Consider the following 14232-nt stretch of genomic DNA (forward strand, 5'->3'; position numbering starts at 1 on the left):
AAGGTTCATCATGACGGGGCTTAACCCTAACCTCCTTTTGGCTGTACCGCTGGCTCCGCTGGCGGGCTCAGCAATTGCGGGCCTGCTCGGCACCAAATTCTTCGGCAACGTAGTTGGCCGAAAAGTGGCAACCACTGCGACCATCCTGGGCGTGCTGATTGCATTCATTATTTCCTTCCAGACCCTGCTCGCAGTGCTGGACGGCGCATCCTACAACGGCGATGTGTACCGCTGGATGACCGTGGCCGGCGTGAAGCTGGCCGTGGGCTTCCAGGTCGACGCGCTGACGGCCATGATGATGAACGTGGTGACCTTCGTGTCGCTGATGGTTCACATCTACACCATCGGCTACATGAAGGACGACGAAGGCTATAACCGCTTCTTCTCCTACATCTCGCTGTTCACGTTCTCGATGCTGATGCTGGTCATGTCCAACAACTTCCTGCAGCTGTTCTTCGGCTGGGAAGCAGTGGGCCTGGTTTCCTACCTGCTGATCGGTTTCTGGTACACCCGTCCAACCGCGATCTTCGCCAACATGAAGGCCTTCCTGGTCAACCGCGTGGGCGACTTCGGCTTCATCCTGGGCATCGGCCTGCTGCTGGCCTACGCCGGCACCATGGACTACCAGGAAGTGTTCGCCAAGAAGGACGCACTGGCGCTGCTGCACCTGCCGGGCACCGACTGGATGCTGCTGAGCGTGGCCTGTATCTGCCTGTTCATCGGCGCCATGGGCAAATCGGCCCAGTTCCCGCTGCACGTGTGGCTGCCGGACTCGATGGAAGGTCCAACCCCGATCTCCGCGCTGATCCACGCCGCAACCATGGTTACCGCAGGCATCTTCATGGTGACCCGCATGTCGCCGCTGTTCGAGCTGTCGGACACCGCGCTGTCCTTCGTGCTGGTGATCGGTTCGATTACCGCGCTGTTCATGGGCTTCCTGGGCATTATCCAGAACGACATCAAGCGCGTGGTGGCTTACTCCACGCTGTCGCAGCTGGGCTATATGACCGTGGCGCTGGGCGCTTCGGCCTACTCGGTGGCCGTGTTCCACCTGATGACGCACGCGTTCTTCAAGGCACTGCTGTTCCTGGGCGCCGGTTCGGTCATCATCGGCATGCACCACGACCAGGACATCCGCAACATGGGCGGCCTGCGCAAGTACATGCCGATCACCTGGTTCACCTCGCTGCTGGGTTCCCTGGCGCTGATCGGTACGCCGCTGTTCTCGGGCTTCTACTCGAAGGATTCGATCATCGAAGCCGTGCATGAAACCCATATCTGGGGTGCAGGCTTTGCGAACTTCGCCGTGCTGGCCGGCGTGTTCGTGACCGCGTTCTACTCCTTCCGCATGTACTTCCTGGTGTTCCACGGCGAAGAGCGTTTCGGCAAGGCCCACGCGCACGAAGCACATGGCCATGATGCGCATGCTCCCGCCGCGGCCCACGCCGCGCACGACGACCACGGTCACGACGACCATGACGAGCACGAGCACCACGGCCTGGCGCCGGGCGAGAAACCGCACGAGTCCCCATTCGTGGTCTGGTTCCCGCTGGTGATGCTGGCGATTCCGTCGGTCCTGATCGGCTACTTCACCATTGCACCTATGCTGCATGGCGACTTCTTCAAAGGCGTGATCACCATCGGCGAGAACCACAAGGCGATGGAAATCCTGACCGAAGAATTCCACGGCGCCTGGGCCATGGCCGTGCATTCGCTGACTTCGCTGCCACTGTGGCTGGCCATCGCCGGCGTTGCGACCGCTTACTACTGCTACATGATCAATCCACGCGTACCGGCCTGGTTCTACGCCAAGTTCAAGGCGATCCACACCCTGCTGGACAACAAGTACTACATGGACAAGTTCAACCAGGCAGTGTTCGCCGGCGGCGCGCGCGTGCTGGGCAACGGCCTGTGGCAAGTGGGCGACCGTACCCTGATCGACGGCCTGGTGGTGAACGGCAGTGCAAAAGTGGTGGCGTGGTTCTCCTCGCTGACCCGCCTGGCGCAGACCGGCTACATCTACCACTATGCGTTCGTGATGATCCTGGGCATTGTCGGTTTCCTGGTCTACTTCCTGCCGTTTTGGCACGCTTAACAGCTGACACGCAACTAGAAAAAAGATACAGTCAACAATGAATAATCTTCCTTACTTGAGCCTTTCGATCTGGATGCCGATACTGGCAGGCCTGATCGTGCTGGCTACCGGGCGCGATTCGCGCGCCGGCATGGTGCGTGTCATGGCCCTGATCGGCTCCATCGTTTCGCTGCTGCCGACGCTGCCGCTGATCTCGCATTTCGACAACGCCGCCCACGGCATGCAGTTCGTCGAGAAGTCGCCGTGGATCGAGCGCTTCAACATCTTCTACTCGCTGGGCATCGACGGCCTGTCGCTGTGGTTCGTGCCGCTGACCGCCTTCATCACCATCATCGTGGTGATCTCGGCCTGGGAAGTGATCCAGGAACGCGTGGCGCAATACATGGGCGCCTTCCTGATCCTGTCCGGCCTGATGATCGGTGTCTTCACCGCCACCGACGGCCTGCTGTTCTACTTCTTCTTTGAAGCCACGCTGATCCCGATGTACATCATCATCGGCGTGTGGGGCGGCGCGAACCGCATTTACGCGTCGTTCAAGTTCTTCCTGTACACCTTCTTCGGCTCGCTGCTGACGCTGGTCGCCATCATCTACCTGTACAACAAGACCGGCAGCTTCAGCGTGCTGGACTGGCATGCAGCCAAGCTGACGATGAACGAGCAGATCGCCATCTTCTTCGCCTTCTTCATGGCCTTCGCCGTGAAAGTGCCGATGTTCCCGGTCCACACCTGGCTGCCGGACGTCCACGTGGAAGCGCCGACCGGCGGTTCCGCCGTGCTGGCCGCCATCATGCTGAAACTGGGCGCATATGGTTTTCTCCGATTCTCGCTGCCTATCGTGCCGGACGCATCGCGCGAACTGGCCTGGTTCGTGATCGGCCTGTCGCTGATCGCCGTGGTCTACATCGGCCTGGTGGCGCTGGTGCAGAAGGACATGAAAAAGCTGGTTGCTTACTCGTCGATCGCCCACATGGGCTTCGTCACGCTGGGCTTCTTCATGTTCAACGACATGTCGGTGCAGGGCGGCATCGTGCAGATGATTTCGCACGGCTTCATCTCCGGCGCCATGTTCCTGTGCATCGGCGTGCTGTATGACCGCGCCCACTCGCGCAACATCGCCGACTACGGCGGCGTGGTGAACAAGATGCCGAAATTCGCCGCCTTCTTCATCCTGTTCTCGATGGCCAACTGCGGCCTGCCAGCGACCTCCGGTTTCGTGGGCGAGTTCATGGTGATCCTGGGCGCGGTGCAGTTCAACTTCGTGACCGGCATCGTGGCTGCTTCGGCGCTGATCTGGGGCGCGGCGTACTCGCTGTGGATGGCCAAGCGCGTGATCTTCGGCAAAGTGACCAACCACCACGTGGCGGAACTGACCGACATCAACGGCCGCGAGTTCCTGATGCTGGGCATCCTGGCAATCGCTGTGCTGGTGATGGGCCTGTACCCGGCGCCATTCACCGACACCATGCAAACCTCGGTGGCCGACCTGCTCAAGCATGTCGCGCAGACCAAGCTGCCATAAGAAATAAACGGGAAAGCTCTACATGAATCCAATCACTCAGGCCACCCACGTGGCCACACTGGCGCCGCTCTCCGCCGAGATCTTCCTGCTGGTGGCCGCCTCGGCCATCCTGCTGATCGATATGTTCCTCGGTGAGAGCAAGCGCGGCATCACCTACGTGCTCTCGCTGCTGACGCTGGCGGGCTGCGCGGTGTTCTCCTTCGCCGACTTCAACGCCGGCACCACGGTGTACGCCTTCAACGACATGTTCATCTCGGACCCGATGGCGAACCTGCTGAAGATCGCGTCCTACGTGGCCGTGGCGCTGACGCTGATCTACTCCCGCCAGTACGCGCACCAGCGCGGCATGCTGGGCGGCGAGCTGGGCGGCGAGTTCTACGTGCTGGCGCTGTTCGCGCTGCTGGGCCAGATGGTCATGATCTCGGGTAACAACTTCCTGTCGATCTACCTGGGCCTGGAACTGATGTCGCTGTCGCTGTACGCCCTGGTGGCGCTGCGCCGCAACCACGCGCAATCGACCGAAGCGGCCATGAAGTACTTCATCCTGGGCGCGCTGGCTTCCGGCTTCCTGCTGTATGGCATCTCGATGCTGTACGGCGCCACCGGCACCATGGAACTGAACGCCGTGGCCGCGAAAGCCGCCGACGGCACCATCAAGCCTGCCATCCTGGTGTTCGGCCTGGTGTTCGTGGTTGCCGGCCTGGCCTTCAAACTGGGCGCCGTGCCGTTCCACATGTGGGTACCGGACGTGTACCAGGGCTCGCCGACGCCGGTGACCCTGCTGCTGGGCGCCGCGCCCAAGCTGGCGACGTTCGCCATTTGCGTGCGCCTGCTGGTGGAAGGCCTGCTGCCTATGGCTAACGACTGGCAGCAGATGCTGATGATACTGGCCGTGCTGTCGCTGGGCATCGGCAACCTGACCGCGATCGCGCAGACCAACCTGAAGCGCATGCTGGCGTACTCGACCATCGCGCAAATGGGCTTCGTGCTGCTGGGCCTGCTGGCCGGCGTAACCGGCGTGGACAAGAGCAACGCCGCCGCTGCCTACAGCGCCGCGATGTACTACTCCATCGTCTACGTGCTGACCACGCTGGGCAGCTTCGGCCTGATCATGGTGCTGTCGCGCGCCGGCTTCGAGGCCGACGAGCTGAACGACTTCAAGGGCCTGAGCAAGCGTTCGCCCTGGTACGCGCTGATCATGTCCATCATGATGTTCTCGCTGGCCGGCGTACCGCCGCTGGTGGGCTTTGCCGCCAAGTTCTCGGTCCTGCAATCCGTGCTGCACACCGGCGCCGTATGGCTGACCGTGCTGGCCGTGATGTTCTCGCTGATCGGCGCGTTCTACTACCTGCGCGTTGTGAAAGTGATGTGGTTCGACGAGCCTGCAGACACCGCGCCGCTGGCCGTGAACGCCGACACCAGCCTGGTGCTGGGCCTGAACGCGCTGGCCGTGGTTGGCATGGGCATGATTCCGGGCCCGCTGCTGAACGCCTGCCTGGACGCCATGCGCAAGACTCTGGCGGCCTGATGGATATTGGCGCCTCCAGCTGGCTGGTCATTCTGCTCGCGGTTGCGGGCGCCAATCTGCCTTTCTTCAACGACAAGGTATTCGCAGTCATCCCGGTCAAGGCCGCGCTCACCTCGGGCGCGCCTTCGGCCAGCCGGCGCGCCGGTTCCTCCCCGCACAAGACCTTCCTGGTGCGGCTGGCGGAACTGGCCGTGCTGTACTTCCTGGTAGGCGGCGTGGCCGTGCTGCTGGAAGGCCGCATCGGCACCGTGTTCCCGCAATCGTGGGAGTTCTACGCCATCTCCGCCTGCCTGTTCATCGTGCTGGCCTTCCCCGGTTTCGTCCTGCGCTACCTGTACAAGCCCCGTCACTGATACACTGCGGTTTCTGTCTCAGCAAGAGGAGGGCGCATGGATGCGCACCTGAAAGAAACCAAGATCGACGGCGGCCTGGCCTATGACGGCTATTTCCTCAAAGTCCACAAAGACCGCGTAACGCTACCGGATGGCAAGCCCACCGGCCGCGAATACATCAAGCACCCCGGCGCGGTGGTGATCATTCCCGTACTCGACGACGGCCGCGTGCTGCTGGAACGCCAGTTCCGCTATCCGCTCGACCGCGTATTCATCGAACTCCCCGCAGGCAAGAAGGACGCCGGCGAGACCGCGCTCGAGGGCGCCAAGCGCGAGCTGGAGGAAGAAACCGGCTACACCGCCAGCGACTGGCAGTTCGTCTGCACCATCCACAACGCCATCGCCTACTCGGACGAGCACCTGGACATCTTCCTGGCGCGCGGGCTGACCGCCGGCCCGCCCAAGCTGGACGAGGGCGAGTTCGTGGAAACCATGGCCGTGAGCGTGGAGCAGATGCTCGACTGGGTGCGCAGCGGCGAGATCACGGACGTGAAAACCATGATAGGCGCGTTCTGGCTGGAGAAAATCTTGGCCGGAGCGTGGCAGCCGGGCTGAGCGCGATGAGCAAACTGGCGTGCGCGCTGCCGGGCTGGTGCCTGGCGCTTTGCTGGCTGGCCGCAAGCCCGGCCGCTGCCGCGGGCGCGGGCCGCACGCCGTTCCAGGCCCGCTGCGAGGACAGCATCAACAAGTCCGTGTCCATCCTGACGGCGCAACAGAACGGCTACAGCGTGGACAACCGCCTGTCCTTCCGCGCGCTTACCGTCATGAAGGGGGCGGCGCGCGCCAACACCTATGTGCTGGGACTGACCAAGACCGATTCCCGCGTGGCCATCGCGTCCGACGGCGCCATGCTGACCGATCCGGTCACGGGCTACGAGTGCGTATCGCCGCAGGTGTCGGTCAAGCTGAGCTATGCGCCGGTGCTGATCTACGTCAGCAGCGAATTCCCGCCGGGCAGCTGCGGCTACAAGGAGATCCTGGAGCACGAGTTCCGCCATATGAAAGCGTATATGGACCACCTGCCCAAGGTGGAGCAGACCGTGCGGGCCGCGCTGGCCAACCGCTATGGCGGCAAGCCGCTGTATGCGCCGGGCGGCACGGCCAGGACGGCGCTGGCGCGGGAAATCGATACCGGCTGGCTGCCCTATATCAAGGCCGAGATGGCCAAAGTGGAAACCGTGCAGGCGCAGATCGACGCGCCGGCAGAGTATATGCGCCTGAGCAAGGCGTGCAATGGCGAGATCCAGGCCGTGCTGAGCAAAGGCCTGGGCCGCCGATAATGAGAGCAGAATGACAGAACAAATACAGTATTTCGCGCTGATCCCGGCGGCCGGCGTCGGCGCCCGGATGGCGGCGGCCAGTCCCAAGCAGTATCTGCCCATCAACGGGAAACCGATGCTGCGCCTGACGGTGGACGCCTTCCTGGCCAGCCCGCTGATTGCGCATGTCTTCGTGGTCGTGAGCGAGGCGGATGGCTATATCGCCGGCGTGCTGCCGGAGGCGGGGGAGGGGGCGAGCGTGCCTGCGGCTGGCGAGGCGCGCGTCACCGTGCTGCGCTGCGGCGGCGCAACGCGCATGGACAGCATTCTGAACGGTCTGCGCGCGGCTGGCGAGCGTATTGGGGCCGCCGATCTGGTCTTGGTCCACGACGCTGCGCGCCCCGGCCTGACGCCGGGATTAATTGCCAAACTGATCACGGAAGCGGGCGGCAATCCCGCCGGCGGCCTGCTGGCCTTGCCCGTGGTGGACACCGTTAAAACCACCCGTTCCGGCGCCACCGCCACCATCCCGCGCGACGGCATGTGGCTGGCGCAGACGCCGCAAATGTTCAGCTATGAACTGCTGCTGCGCGCCCTGTCGAGTGCCGCCGACCCCAGCGCGATCACCGACGACGCCAGCGCCGTCGAGCTGCTGGGCCTATCGCCGCAGTTGGTGGAAGGCCATCCGCGCAACCTGAAAGTTACTTTACCCAGCGACATACGCATCGCCGAAATGTATCTGGCGCATCCAGAAAAGGAAGAAAAATGACCGTGCAACTCCCATTCCGAATTGGCCAGGGTTATGACTGCCACCGCCTGGTGGAAGGCCGCAAACTGATCTTGGGCGGGGTGGATATTCCCCATCATCTCGGCCTGCTGGGCCATTCCGACGCGGATGCCTTGCTGCACGCTATTACCGACGCAATATTGGGCGCCGCCGCGCTGGGCGATATCGGCAAGCATTTCCCGGATACTGACCCTGAATTCAAGGGCGCGGATTCACGGGCATTGCTGCGCGAAGCCGCGAAACGCGTTAAAGCCACCGGCTATGACATTGGCAACATCGACGCCACGATTATCGCCCAGCGCCCTAAAATGGCGCCGCATATCCCCGCGATGGTCGCGAATATTGCTGAGGATTTGGGCGTGGCAGTTGGCCAGGTGAATATCAAAGCCAAGACCAACGAAAAGATGGGTTATCTCGGCCGCGAAGAAGGAATTAATGCGGATGCAGTTGCGCTGCTTATTTTGGCTTGATAATCTATTTGTTAGGACGTATCTTCTAAGCGCTCCCATTCAGTCAGGGAGATCTCGGGTGAGGATTTTTTCTTCGGATCGAGTTGTTTTTCGGAGCGAGATAATTCTGATTTCATTTTCATTCTCCGTATAAATGACAGAAACAGGCTTGCGCATATTGCTCGGCCGTTTGGATTCATCCCAGGTGAGGCGCTCTGTCTTCATTTTAGCGGCTCCCCAATCCAGTGCAAGTTATAGCATCTTGATGTGAATCGCATACTCTCGCCTTGAGTTCGCTCATCGTCACGGGCTTGGTATGCTAATTATTAGCTTGTTCATGCCGGGAAAAGGCATGATCGTGGCTACTGCGCCTTGGCGTGGGTATAATGAGGATTGGTTTTCAATGAGGAGTGGCAATGGCGCGCGATGTTTATGCTTATCGGGATGTGGCGGTGGAGTCTTGCTGGCGGGATGGGCAGGTGAAGATTTGCCCCGTGCCGGGACAGGCTTATTCCAATTCCCTGCTGGTGCATTGCGCGCGCAGCATGAGTGATACGGAAACTTATCCCTTGGGAACGCAATTCCTGGTATCGGCTAAATTAACCGATCGTTTGGGGGGGACGCCGTTTCTTTACGTTTATCATGGCGATCCGGTGAAAGTATTGACCCCGAAGGAATGCGATACTTTCCTCGGCAAGTTCATTCGTGGCCGTATTTAAGGAGGCGTAATGATTAAACTGCGGGAAATTGACCATATCGTGCTGCGGGTAGTGGATCTGGATAAGATGGTCCAGTTTTATACCGGGGTGCTGGGATGCACTATTGAAAAGCGGCAGGAGGCAATCGGGCTGATTCAATTGCGCGCAGGCAGCTCATTGGTGGATCTGGTGCCGGTGGACGGCAAACTCGGGAAAATGGGCGGTGCGGCGCCCGGCAAGGAAGGCCGCAATATGGACCATTTCTGTTTCCGGGTGGAGGATTTTGACGAGGCGGCTATTTTGGCCGAGCTGGCTGCGGCGGGTATTGTCGCCGGGCCTGCGGAATCGCGTTATGGCGCGGAAGGAGAGGGGCCATCGATTTATGTCGACGACCCGGAAGGTAATACTGTGGAATTAAAAGGGCCGGCCTGGGATTGAGCCGGCATGGCGGGTTACGCTGCGCTAACCCGCCCTACGGTGTGAGGTGTGAGCCTGCCTTTTTAATCCTGGTCGTCGTCGTCCGGCTCGGATTTGCCGGCGCGCGCGCGGGCGGCGTCGGCCTGGGTTTTCAGTTTGGCGGCTTCGGCCATGAAGTCGCTTACCGGATGGTCCGGGCTCTGGCGCACCACCGGCGGCAGCAGCACGGACATGTAGAGCTCGTCCGCCAGCCGGCCGGAATTCTGCATATTGCTTGCCAGTATCAAACCTGAGCCCAGGGCCATCAGCACCATGCAGCCCTTCATCAGCGTCTTCGGATTGCGCGGCTTGATGGTGCGCATGTGGAAGAAGATCACGCCGCAGACGATGGCCAAGGTGACAAGATTGCCGTAGCGGGTGAGCCACTCCAGCGACCACGCATAGGCCAGCACATTGCTCAGCACGCGCCACGCGCCCGCCATCACCAGGCCGGAGCCGAGGATGAACAGATGCCGCCCCATGCGGGCGTGGCCGCCAAACAGGCGGTTGGCCAGCGCCCACAGGCCGCTCCACACCAGCCCGCCGGCCAGGCCGGATGCAATGACAAGCAGATAACGGATGGTCTGGAAGGATTGCGTCTCCGCATCCACCAGCGCGGCCTCGGCGCCGATGAACAGCGCGATCAGCGCCAGGCCGGCCAGCGCCGGAGCGCCGCCCTCCCAGGCGTGCATGGTGGTGTCCGCCACTTCCGGCGGCACGGGGAAATTGGCGTCGCGCACGCGCAGGCGGGTGTGGCCCAGGCGCACCACGGTGGTGCCGCTGAGCGGCACGCTGAGCTGGCGCTTGCCGAGATGGATCACGCCGTTGTGCGTGCCCAGGTCGTGCAGCACCAGATGGCCGTTGTCGTCCGCTTCCACCACGGCGTGGCGTTCGGCGGTGTGGGCGTCGTCCAGGATGAAGTCGTTGCCGTAGCCCCGGCCGATGTGGATGGGCAGGTGCTCGATGCGCTGCCGCTGCAGCACGTCGCCGTTGGCGGCCAGCACTTCGATGAAATAGGGTGGCGTCATTTGACCGCTCCCCGCGCCAGCGCCTGCAGGAAGGCCTGCGTGGCGCGCATGCCGTTGTCGTAGGACACGCCGCGCGCGTCCATGCGGCTTTGCAGATTCATCATGCTTTCATCGGTGCTGGCGGTGAGCAGCGCGAAGTCGTACAGGCCGGTGAATTTGCGGTAGGCGCGCACGCACAGCACGGCGCGCAGCGGCAGGGTCTGGTTCTTGACGAACATTTCCGTGCATTGCGGGCCGGTCAGGTGCGCGTCCTTGTTGCCGCCGAAATTCTCATTCTGGAAAGAGGCGCTCGAGAGCTGGGCGAAACGCAGCGGGTCCAGGCCGGTGCTGCGCATGAACTGGTGGCGGATGCCGATGGCGCCGGTCTGCAGGGTGCCGGACACGAAAATGGCCGATTCCATCGAGCAGCTGGTGATGTCCACCGTGTAGGGCTTGTTGGCCTTGACGTTGGAGCGGCCCCAGCAGCGCATCTGTTCGGACTCGCGCACCGGCACCATATAGGGGCCCATGGGCTTCATGGTCATGGGCGTGGCCAGCAGCTGGTCCACCATGGCTTTCTGGTGCTGCAGCAATTGCTCCACCACCACCGAAGTGAAGTTGCGCGGCGGCGCTTTGTCCTGCGGCACTTTCTTCAGCAATTCCTGCGCGAAGCGGGCCGGCACCAGGAAACTCACCAGTTCGCCGTCCAGGCGCTTGGACACGTTCACGCCGGCGATGTCGCCGTCCACCGTCACGTTGGGGCCGCCGCTCATGCCGGAATTGATGGGGCCGGTGAACATCAGCTGGTCGTAGAAGCTGCGCGTGATGACGCCGTTGTAGGAGCCTTCCGAGATGGCGAAGCCGAGGTCGAGCGGGTTACCCAGCGAATACAGGTATTGGCCCTGGCTCAGGCGCGCCAGCTGTTCGGGCACCTTGAACACGCCGGTGCCGTTGCGGTTTACGCGCACCACGGCCAGGTCGTGCAGCACGTCCACGGCCAGCAGCTCGACGTTGCCGCGCTGGCCGCCGGTGTCCACCCATTCGCCGACGTAGTTGTCCGGATCGAGCGCAAACTGCGAGACCACGTGGTAGTTGGTGACGACCAGATTGCTGTTACCGACCAGGAAGCCGGAGCCGACCGAGGACTGCGTGCGGCCGCTTTTCAGCAGCGAGCGCACCTGCAGCAGGTCGGCCTTGGCGGAGGAGTACAGTTTTTGCGCCGCGCTGGACGGCGGCGGCAGCGGCTGGCCGGCTTCAGCGGAAGGCGGCTGGCCGGGCTGAATTTGCGGCGGCGAGCCGGGAATGGGGCGCTGGACGATGCTGGGCGTGGGCGGGACTGACGTTGCCGAGGGCGCCGGCGCCGTTGGCGGGGCCGCCAGCGCCTGGGCACAGCCCCAAGTCATGGTCAATACGGTGGCAAGACGGGTAAGTTTCATGCATTCCTTGTGACTTGGGGACGGGGGCGTTGGCGCTTACAGTTCGCCGTCCTCGGCGGCCGCCGGAGGCGGGGTCATCATATGGCCCAGCTTGGCGGCCTTGGTATTCAGGTAACTCTGGTTGAACTTGTTACGGTTGACCAGCAGCGGCACGCGCTCGGCCACCGGGATGCCCAGCGCTTCCATGGCGGCGATCTTACGCGGGTTGTTGGTCATCAGGCGCAGGCTTTGCACGCCGAACTGCTTGAGCATGGGCTCCACCAGCGCGTAGTTGCGCTGGTCGGCCTTGAAGCCGAGCTGTTCGTTGGCCTGCACCGTGTCGGCGCCGGCTTCCTGCAGGCGGTAGGCGCGCATCTTGTTGATCAGGCCGATGCCGCGTCCTTCCTGGCGCAGGTAGAGCACCACGCCGCGTCCTTCGGCCGCCACTTTCTTCAGCGCGCCTTCCAGCTGGGCGCCGCAGTCGCAGCGCTGCGAGAACAGCACGTCGCCCGTCAGGCACTCGGAGTGCACGCGCGCCAGCACGGGCGCGCCGTCGCTGATGTCGCCCAGCACCATGGCCAGGTGCTCCTTGCCCGTGGCGTGTTCGACAAACGCGTGCAGCGTGAACTGCGCCCATGGCGTGGGGAGCGCGCAGGAGGTCACGTAATCGAGTTCTTCTTTCACTGGTGCTTCGGCGGCGGACTGCATGGCTGTACTCTCTATTGCTTTAAATTCAGGTGCTTGAAACTAAAAAGGGCGCGCCGAACCGTCCTGCGGATCGCGCGCGCCCTGCCATCATAGCAAAAATTACGCTATAGATATGTTAGGCCCTGTTATCCCTATTTCAATAGGGCAAATCAAAGACCAGCACTTCGGCCGCGTCGCCGCGCGCCAGCGTGAGGCCGGGCTCGCCGGTGACCTTCAGGGCGTCGCCGCCTTTCAGGTCCACACCGTTCACCGTCACGTTGCCGCGGATTACGTGGACGTAGGCGGTGCGGCCTTTTTCCAGCGTGTGCTCCAGGGCGTCGGCGCCGTTCAGGATGGTGGCGTAGATCGCCGCGTCCTGGTGGATCAGCACGGAACCGTCGCGGCCGTCGCTGGAGGCAACCAGGCGCAGCTGGCCCTGTTTGCTTTCCGGCGCGAAGTGCTTCTCTTCGTAGCTGGGCTGGATGCCGGTCACATTGGGCTGGATCCAGATCTGCAGGAAGTGCACGCCTTGCGTTTCCGAGTGGTTGAACTCGCTGTGCCGCACACCGGTGCCTGCGCTCATGCGCTGCACGTCGCCGTATTTCAGCACCGAGCCGTTGCCCATGCTGTCCTTGTGGGCCAGCTCGCCTTCCAGCACGTAGGAGATGATCTCCATGTCGCGGTGGCCGTGGGTGCCGAAGCCTTGCGCCGGGGTGACCTTGTCTTCATTGATGACCAGCAGCGGGCCGAAGCCGGTGTGTTTCGGGTCATGGTAATGGCCGAAAGAGAAAGTGTGGCGCGAATTCAGCCAACCATGATTAGCCAGACCGCGTTCTTCGCTTTTACGTACTTGCAACATGGTGAACTCCGTTTCTTTTCAGGTTATGTGCGATAAATTCGAAGGGTTTTCTTACTTGAGCCTTGAATTCGCTGCATCGATAGGTCAAAGTATAGGCCTGCGCAGCCGTTTCAAAAAACGGAAAATTTATGGACCTATCATCGAAAAAATCGAATGCTTAGACTGAGCCTGGAAGCCTTGCAAATCGTGGACGCTATCGACCGGCGCGGTTCCTTCTCGGCCGCCGGCAAGGAATTGCACCGTGTGCCGTCCACCATCTCCTACACCGTGGGCAAACTGGAGGACGATCTCGGGGTGCAGGTGTTCGAGCGCAACGGCCCGCGCGTGGAGCTGACGCGCGCCGGCCGCGAGCTGCTCAAGGAAGGGCGCTACCTGCTGAAGGCGGCGCTGGACCTGGAGCACCGCGTGCGGCGCGTGGCGTCCGGCTGGGAAACCGAGCTGGCACTGGGCATCGATTCCATGTTCTCGGCCGTGGCCTTCGACCAGGACGTGCGCGCCTTCTATGAAGTGGCGCAGCAGACCCGGCTGCGCATCGTGCAGGAGGCGCTGTCCGGCACCTGGGAGGCGCTGCTGGCGCGCCGGGTGGATCTGCTGGTGGGCGCGCCCGGCGACGGCCCGGCCGGCGGCGGCTATGTGTCGCACCCCATGGGCACGATCAAGTTCGTGTTCGCGGTGGCGCCCAGCCATCCGCTGGCCTCGGCCACGGGCAAGCTGGGCCGCAACGAGCTGCAGCACCACCGCGCCATCGTCATGGCCGACTCGGCGCGCCAGATGGCGCCGCGCACCGTGGGCCTGCTGCTGGGGCAGGACACGCTGACCGTGCCCACCATGCACGCCAAGTTCCAGTACCAGGAGGCCGGCCTGGGCTTTGGCTTCCTGCCCGAGCAGTGCGCGCGCGCGGCCATCGCGGCCGGGCGCCTGGTGGAGAAGGAGGTGGAGGAGCCCAAGCCGGACGAGACCTTCTACCTGGCCTGGCGCACGGGCGAGGAGGGCGCGGCGCTGAGCTGGTGGATAGAGCGCATGCGGCAGCCGGGCATGTTCGCCCATTTGTGCCGGTTTTTATCGAGCTGAGTGTTGCGCC

15 protein-coding genes are annotated in these 14232 nt (G+C 62.6%); 11 read left to right on the forward strand and 4 right to left on the reverse strand.

Features of this window, described 5'->3' with window-relative positions; genetic code table 11:
* Nucleotides 1-10 precede the first annotated feature (10 nt).
* The 10 genes from nuoL to KT882_RS11155 all read left to right on the forward strand — a co-directional run bounded on the left by nuoL (nucleotide 11) and on the right by KT882_RS11155 (nucleotide 9165).
* Nucleotides 11-2095 carry an NADH-quinone oxidoreductase subunit L gene (nuoL, locus tag KT882_RS11110; protein WP_161071934.1) on the forward strand — a complete coding sequence of 695 codons (2085 nt, stop codon included), beginning with the start codon at nucleotides 11-13 and terminating at the stop codon, nucleotides 2093-2095.
* Nucleotides 2096-2132: 37 nt separating this feature from the next.
* Nucleotides 2133-3614 carry an NADH-quinone oxidoreductase subunit M gene (locus KT882_RS11115; RefSeq protein WP_161071933.1) on the forward strand — a complete coding sequence of 494 codons (1482 nt, stop codon included), beginning with the start codon at nucleotides 2133-2135 and terminating at the stop codon, nucleotides 3612-3614.
* Nucleotides 3615-3636: 22 nt separating this feature from the next.
* Nucleotides 3637-5142 (forward strand): NADH-quinone oxidoreductase subunit NuoN, encoded by a 1506-nt coding sequence (gene nuoN / locus KT882_RS11120; protein WP_161071932.1) that lies wholly within the window; start codon nucleotides 3637-3639, stop codon nucleotides 5140-5142.
* Nucleotides 5142-5495: a DUF2818 family protein gene (locus tag KT882_RS11125; protein WP_161071931.1), complete on the forward strand. Its 354-nt coding sequence runs from the start codon at nucleotides 5142-5144 to the stop codon at nucleotides 5493-5495. The genes nuoN and KT882_RS11125 overlap by 1 nt, the downstream gene beginning before the upstream one ends.
* Before the next feature lie 36 nt (nucleotides 5496-5531).
* On the forward strand, nucleotides 5532-6089 hold the full coding sequence (locus tag KT882_RS11130) for an NUDIX domain-containing protein (protein ID WP_161071930.1): 558 nt from the start codon (nucleotides 5532-5534) through the stop codon (nucleotides 6087-6089).
* A gap of 5 nt (nucleotides 6090-6094) precedes the next feature.
* Complete coding sequence (locus KT882_RS11135) at nucleotides 6095-6814, forward strand: hypothetical protein (protein WP_187358670.1); 720 nt, start codon at nucleotides 6095-6097, stop codon at nucleotides 6812-6814.
* A 10-nt stretch (nucleotides 6815-6824) separates the two neighbouring features.
* Complete coding sequence (gene ispD, locus KT882_RS11140) at nucleotides 6825-7562, forward strand: 2-C-methyl-D-erythritol 4-phosphate cytidylyltransferase (RefSeq protein WP_228895774.1); 738 nt, start codon at nucleotides 6825-6827, stop codon at nucleotides 7560-7562.
* Entirely contained in the window at nucleotides 7559-8050 is a 492-nt protein-coding gene (ispF, locus tag KT882_RS11145; protein WP_161071928.1) for a 2-C-methyl-D-erythritol 2,4-cyclodiphosphate synthase, read from the forward strand. The genes ispD and ispF overlap by 4 nt, the downstream gene beginning before the upstream one ends.
* A gap of 395 nt (nucleotides 8051-8445) precedes the next feature.
* The gene (locus tag KT882_RS11150; protein WP_187358669.1) at nucleotides 8446-8748 is read left to right on the forward strand and encodes a hypothetical protein; all 303 of its coding nucleotides are present in this window, start codon (nucleotides 8446-8448) and stop codon (nucleotides 8746-8748) included.
* Between the two features lie 9 nt (nucleotides 8749-8757).
* Complete coding sequence (locus tag KT882_RS11155; protein ID WP_161071927.1) at nucleotides 8758-9165, forward strand: VOC family protein; 408 nt, start codon at nucleotides 8758-8760, stop codon at nucleotides 9163-9165.
* Between the two features lie 62 nt (nucleotides 9166-9227).
* Here the strand turns inward: KT882_RS11155 and KT882_RS11160 are convergent, their stop codons facing one another.
* The 4 genes from KT882_RS11160 to KT882_RS11175 form a co-directional block, all read right to left on the reverse strand.
* Complete coding sequence (locus tag KT882_RS11160; protein WP_161071926.1) at nucleotides 9228-10211, reverse strand: FHA domain-containing protein; 984 nt, start codon at nucleotides 10209-10211, stop codon at nucleotides 9228-9230.
* Nucleotides 10208-11626 (reverse strand): S1 family peptidase, encoded by a 1419-nt coding sequence (locus KT882_RS11165; protein ID WP_228895776.1) that lies wholly within the window; start codon nucleotides 11624-11626, stop codon nucleotides 10208-10210. The genes KT882_RS11160 and KT882_RS11165 overlap by 4 nt, the downstream gene beginning before the upstream one ends.
* Nucleotides 11627-11662: 36 nt before the next feature.
* Complete coding sequence (gene ribA / locus KT882_RS11170) at nucleotides 11663-12313, reverse strand: GTP cyclohydrolase II (protein ID WP_228895778.1); 651 nt, start codon at nucleotides 12311-12313, stop codon at nucleotides 11663-11665.
* 136 nt (nucleotides 12314-12449) lie between these two features.
* Complete coding sequence (locus KT882_RS11175) at nucleotides 12450-13151, reverse strand: pirin family protein (RefSeq protein WP_161071923.1); 702 nt, start codon at nucleotides 13149-13151, stop codon at nucleotides 12450-12452.
* 153 nt (nucleotides 13152-13304) lie between these two features.
* Between KT882_RS11175 and KT882_RS11180 the strand changes: the two genes are divergently transcribed.
* The gene (locus tag KT882_RS11180; RefSeq protein WP_228895780.1) at nucleotides 13305-14222 is read left to right on the forward strand and encodes a LysR substrate-binding domain-containing protein; all 918 of its coding nucleotides are present in this window, start codon (nucleotides 13305-13307) and stop codon (nucleotides 14220-14222) included.
* The last annotated feature ends 10 nt before the right edge of the window (nucleotides 14223-14232 follow it).

It is taken from the genome of Pseudoduganella aquatica (assembly GCF_020865585.1).
Lineage (GTDB): Bacteria > Pseudomonadota > Gammaproteobacteria > Burkholderiales > Burkholderiaceae_D > Rugamonas > Rugamonas aquatica_A.

Coding starts and splice junctions, on each gene's coding strand:
- KT882_RS11175 (WP_161071923.1), bottom strand. CDS start 13,151: ATGTTGCAAGTACGTAAAAGCGAAGAACGCGGTCTGGCTAATCATGGT.
- nuoL (WP_161071934.1), top strand. CDS start 11: ATGACGGGGCTTAACCCTAACCTCCTTTTGGCTGTACCGCTGGCTCCG.
- KT882_RS11135 (WP_187358670.1), top strand. CDS start 6,095: ATGAGCAAACTGGCGTGCGCGCTGCCGGGCTGGTGCCTGGCGCTTTGC.
- KT882_RS11155 (WP_161071927.1), top strand. CDS start 8,758: ATGATTAAACTGCGGGAAATTGACCATATCGTGCTGCGGGTAGTGGAT.
- ribA (WP_228895778.1), bottom strand. CDS start 12,313: ATGCAGTCCGCCGCCGAAGCACCAGTGAAAGAAGAACTCGATTACGTG.
- ispF (WP_161071928.1), top strand. CDS start 7,559: ATGACCGTGCAACTCCCATTCCGAATTGGCCAGGGTTATGACTGCCAC.
- KT882_RS11130 (WP_161071930.1), top strand. CDS start 5,532: ATGGATGCGCACCTGAAAGAAACCAAGATCGACGGCGGCCTGGCCTAT.
- nuoN (WP_161071932.1), top strand. CDS start 3,637: ATGAATCCAATCACTCAGGCCACCCACGTGGCCACACTGGCGCCGCTC.
- KT882_RS11115 (WP_161071933.1), top strand. CDS start 2,133: ATGAATAATCTTCCTTACTTGAGCCTTTCGATCTGGATGCCGATACTG.
- ispD (WP_228895774.1), top strand. CDS start 6,825: ATGACAGAACAAATACAGTATTTCGCGCTGATCCCGGCGGCCGGCGTC.
- KT882_RS11160 (WP_161071926.1), bottom strand. CDS start 10,211: ATGACGCCACCCTATTTCATCGAAGTGCTGGCCGCCAACGGCGACGTG.
- KT882_RS11150 (WP_187358669.1), top strand. CDS start 8,446: ATGGCGCGCGATGTTTATGCTTATCGGGATGTGGCGGTGGAGTCTTGC.
- KT882_RS11125 (WP_161071931.1), top strand. CDS start 5,142: ATGGATATTGGCGCCTCCAGCTGGCTGGTCATTCTGCTCGCGGTTGCG.
- KT882_RS11180 (WP_228895780.1), top strand. CDS start 13,305: ATGCTTAGACTGAGCCTGGAAGCCTTGCAAATCGTGGACGCTATCGAC.
- KT882_RS11165 (WP_228895776.1), bottom strand. CDS start 11,626: ATGAAACTTACCCGTCTTGCCACCGTATTGACCATGACTTGGGGCTGT.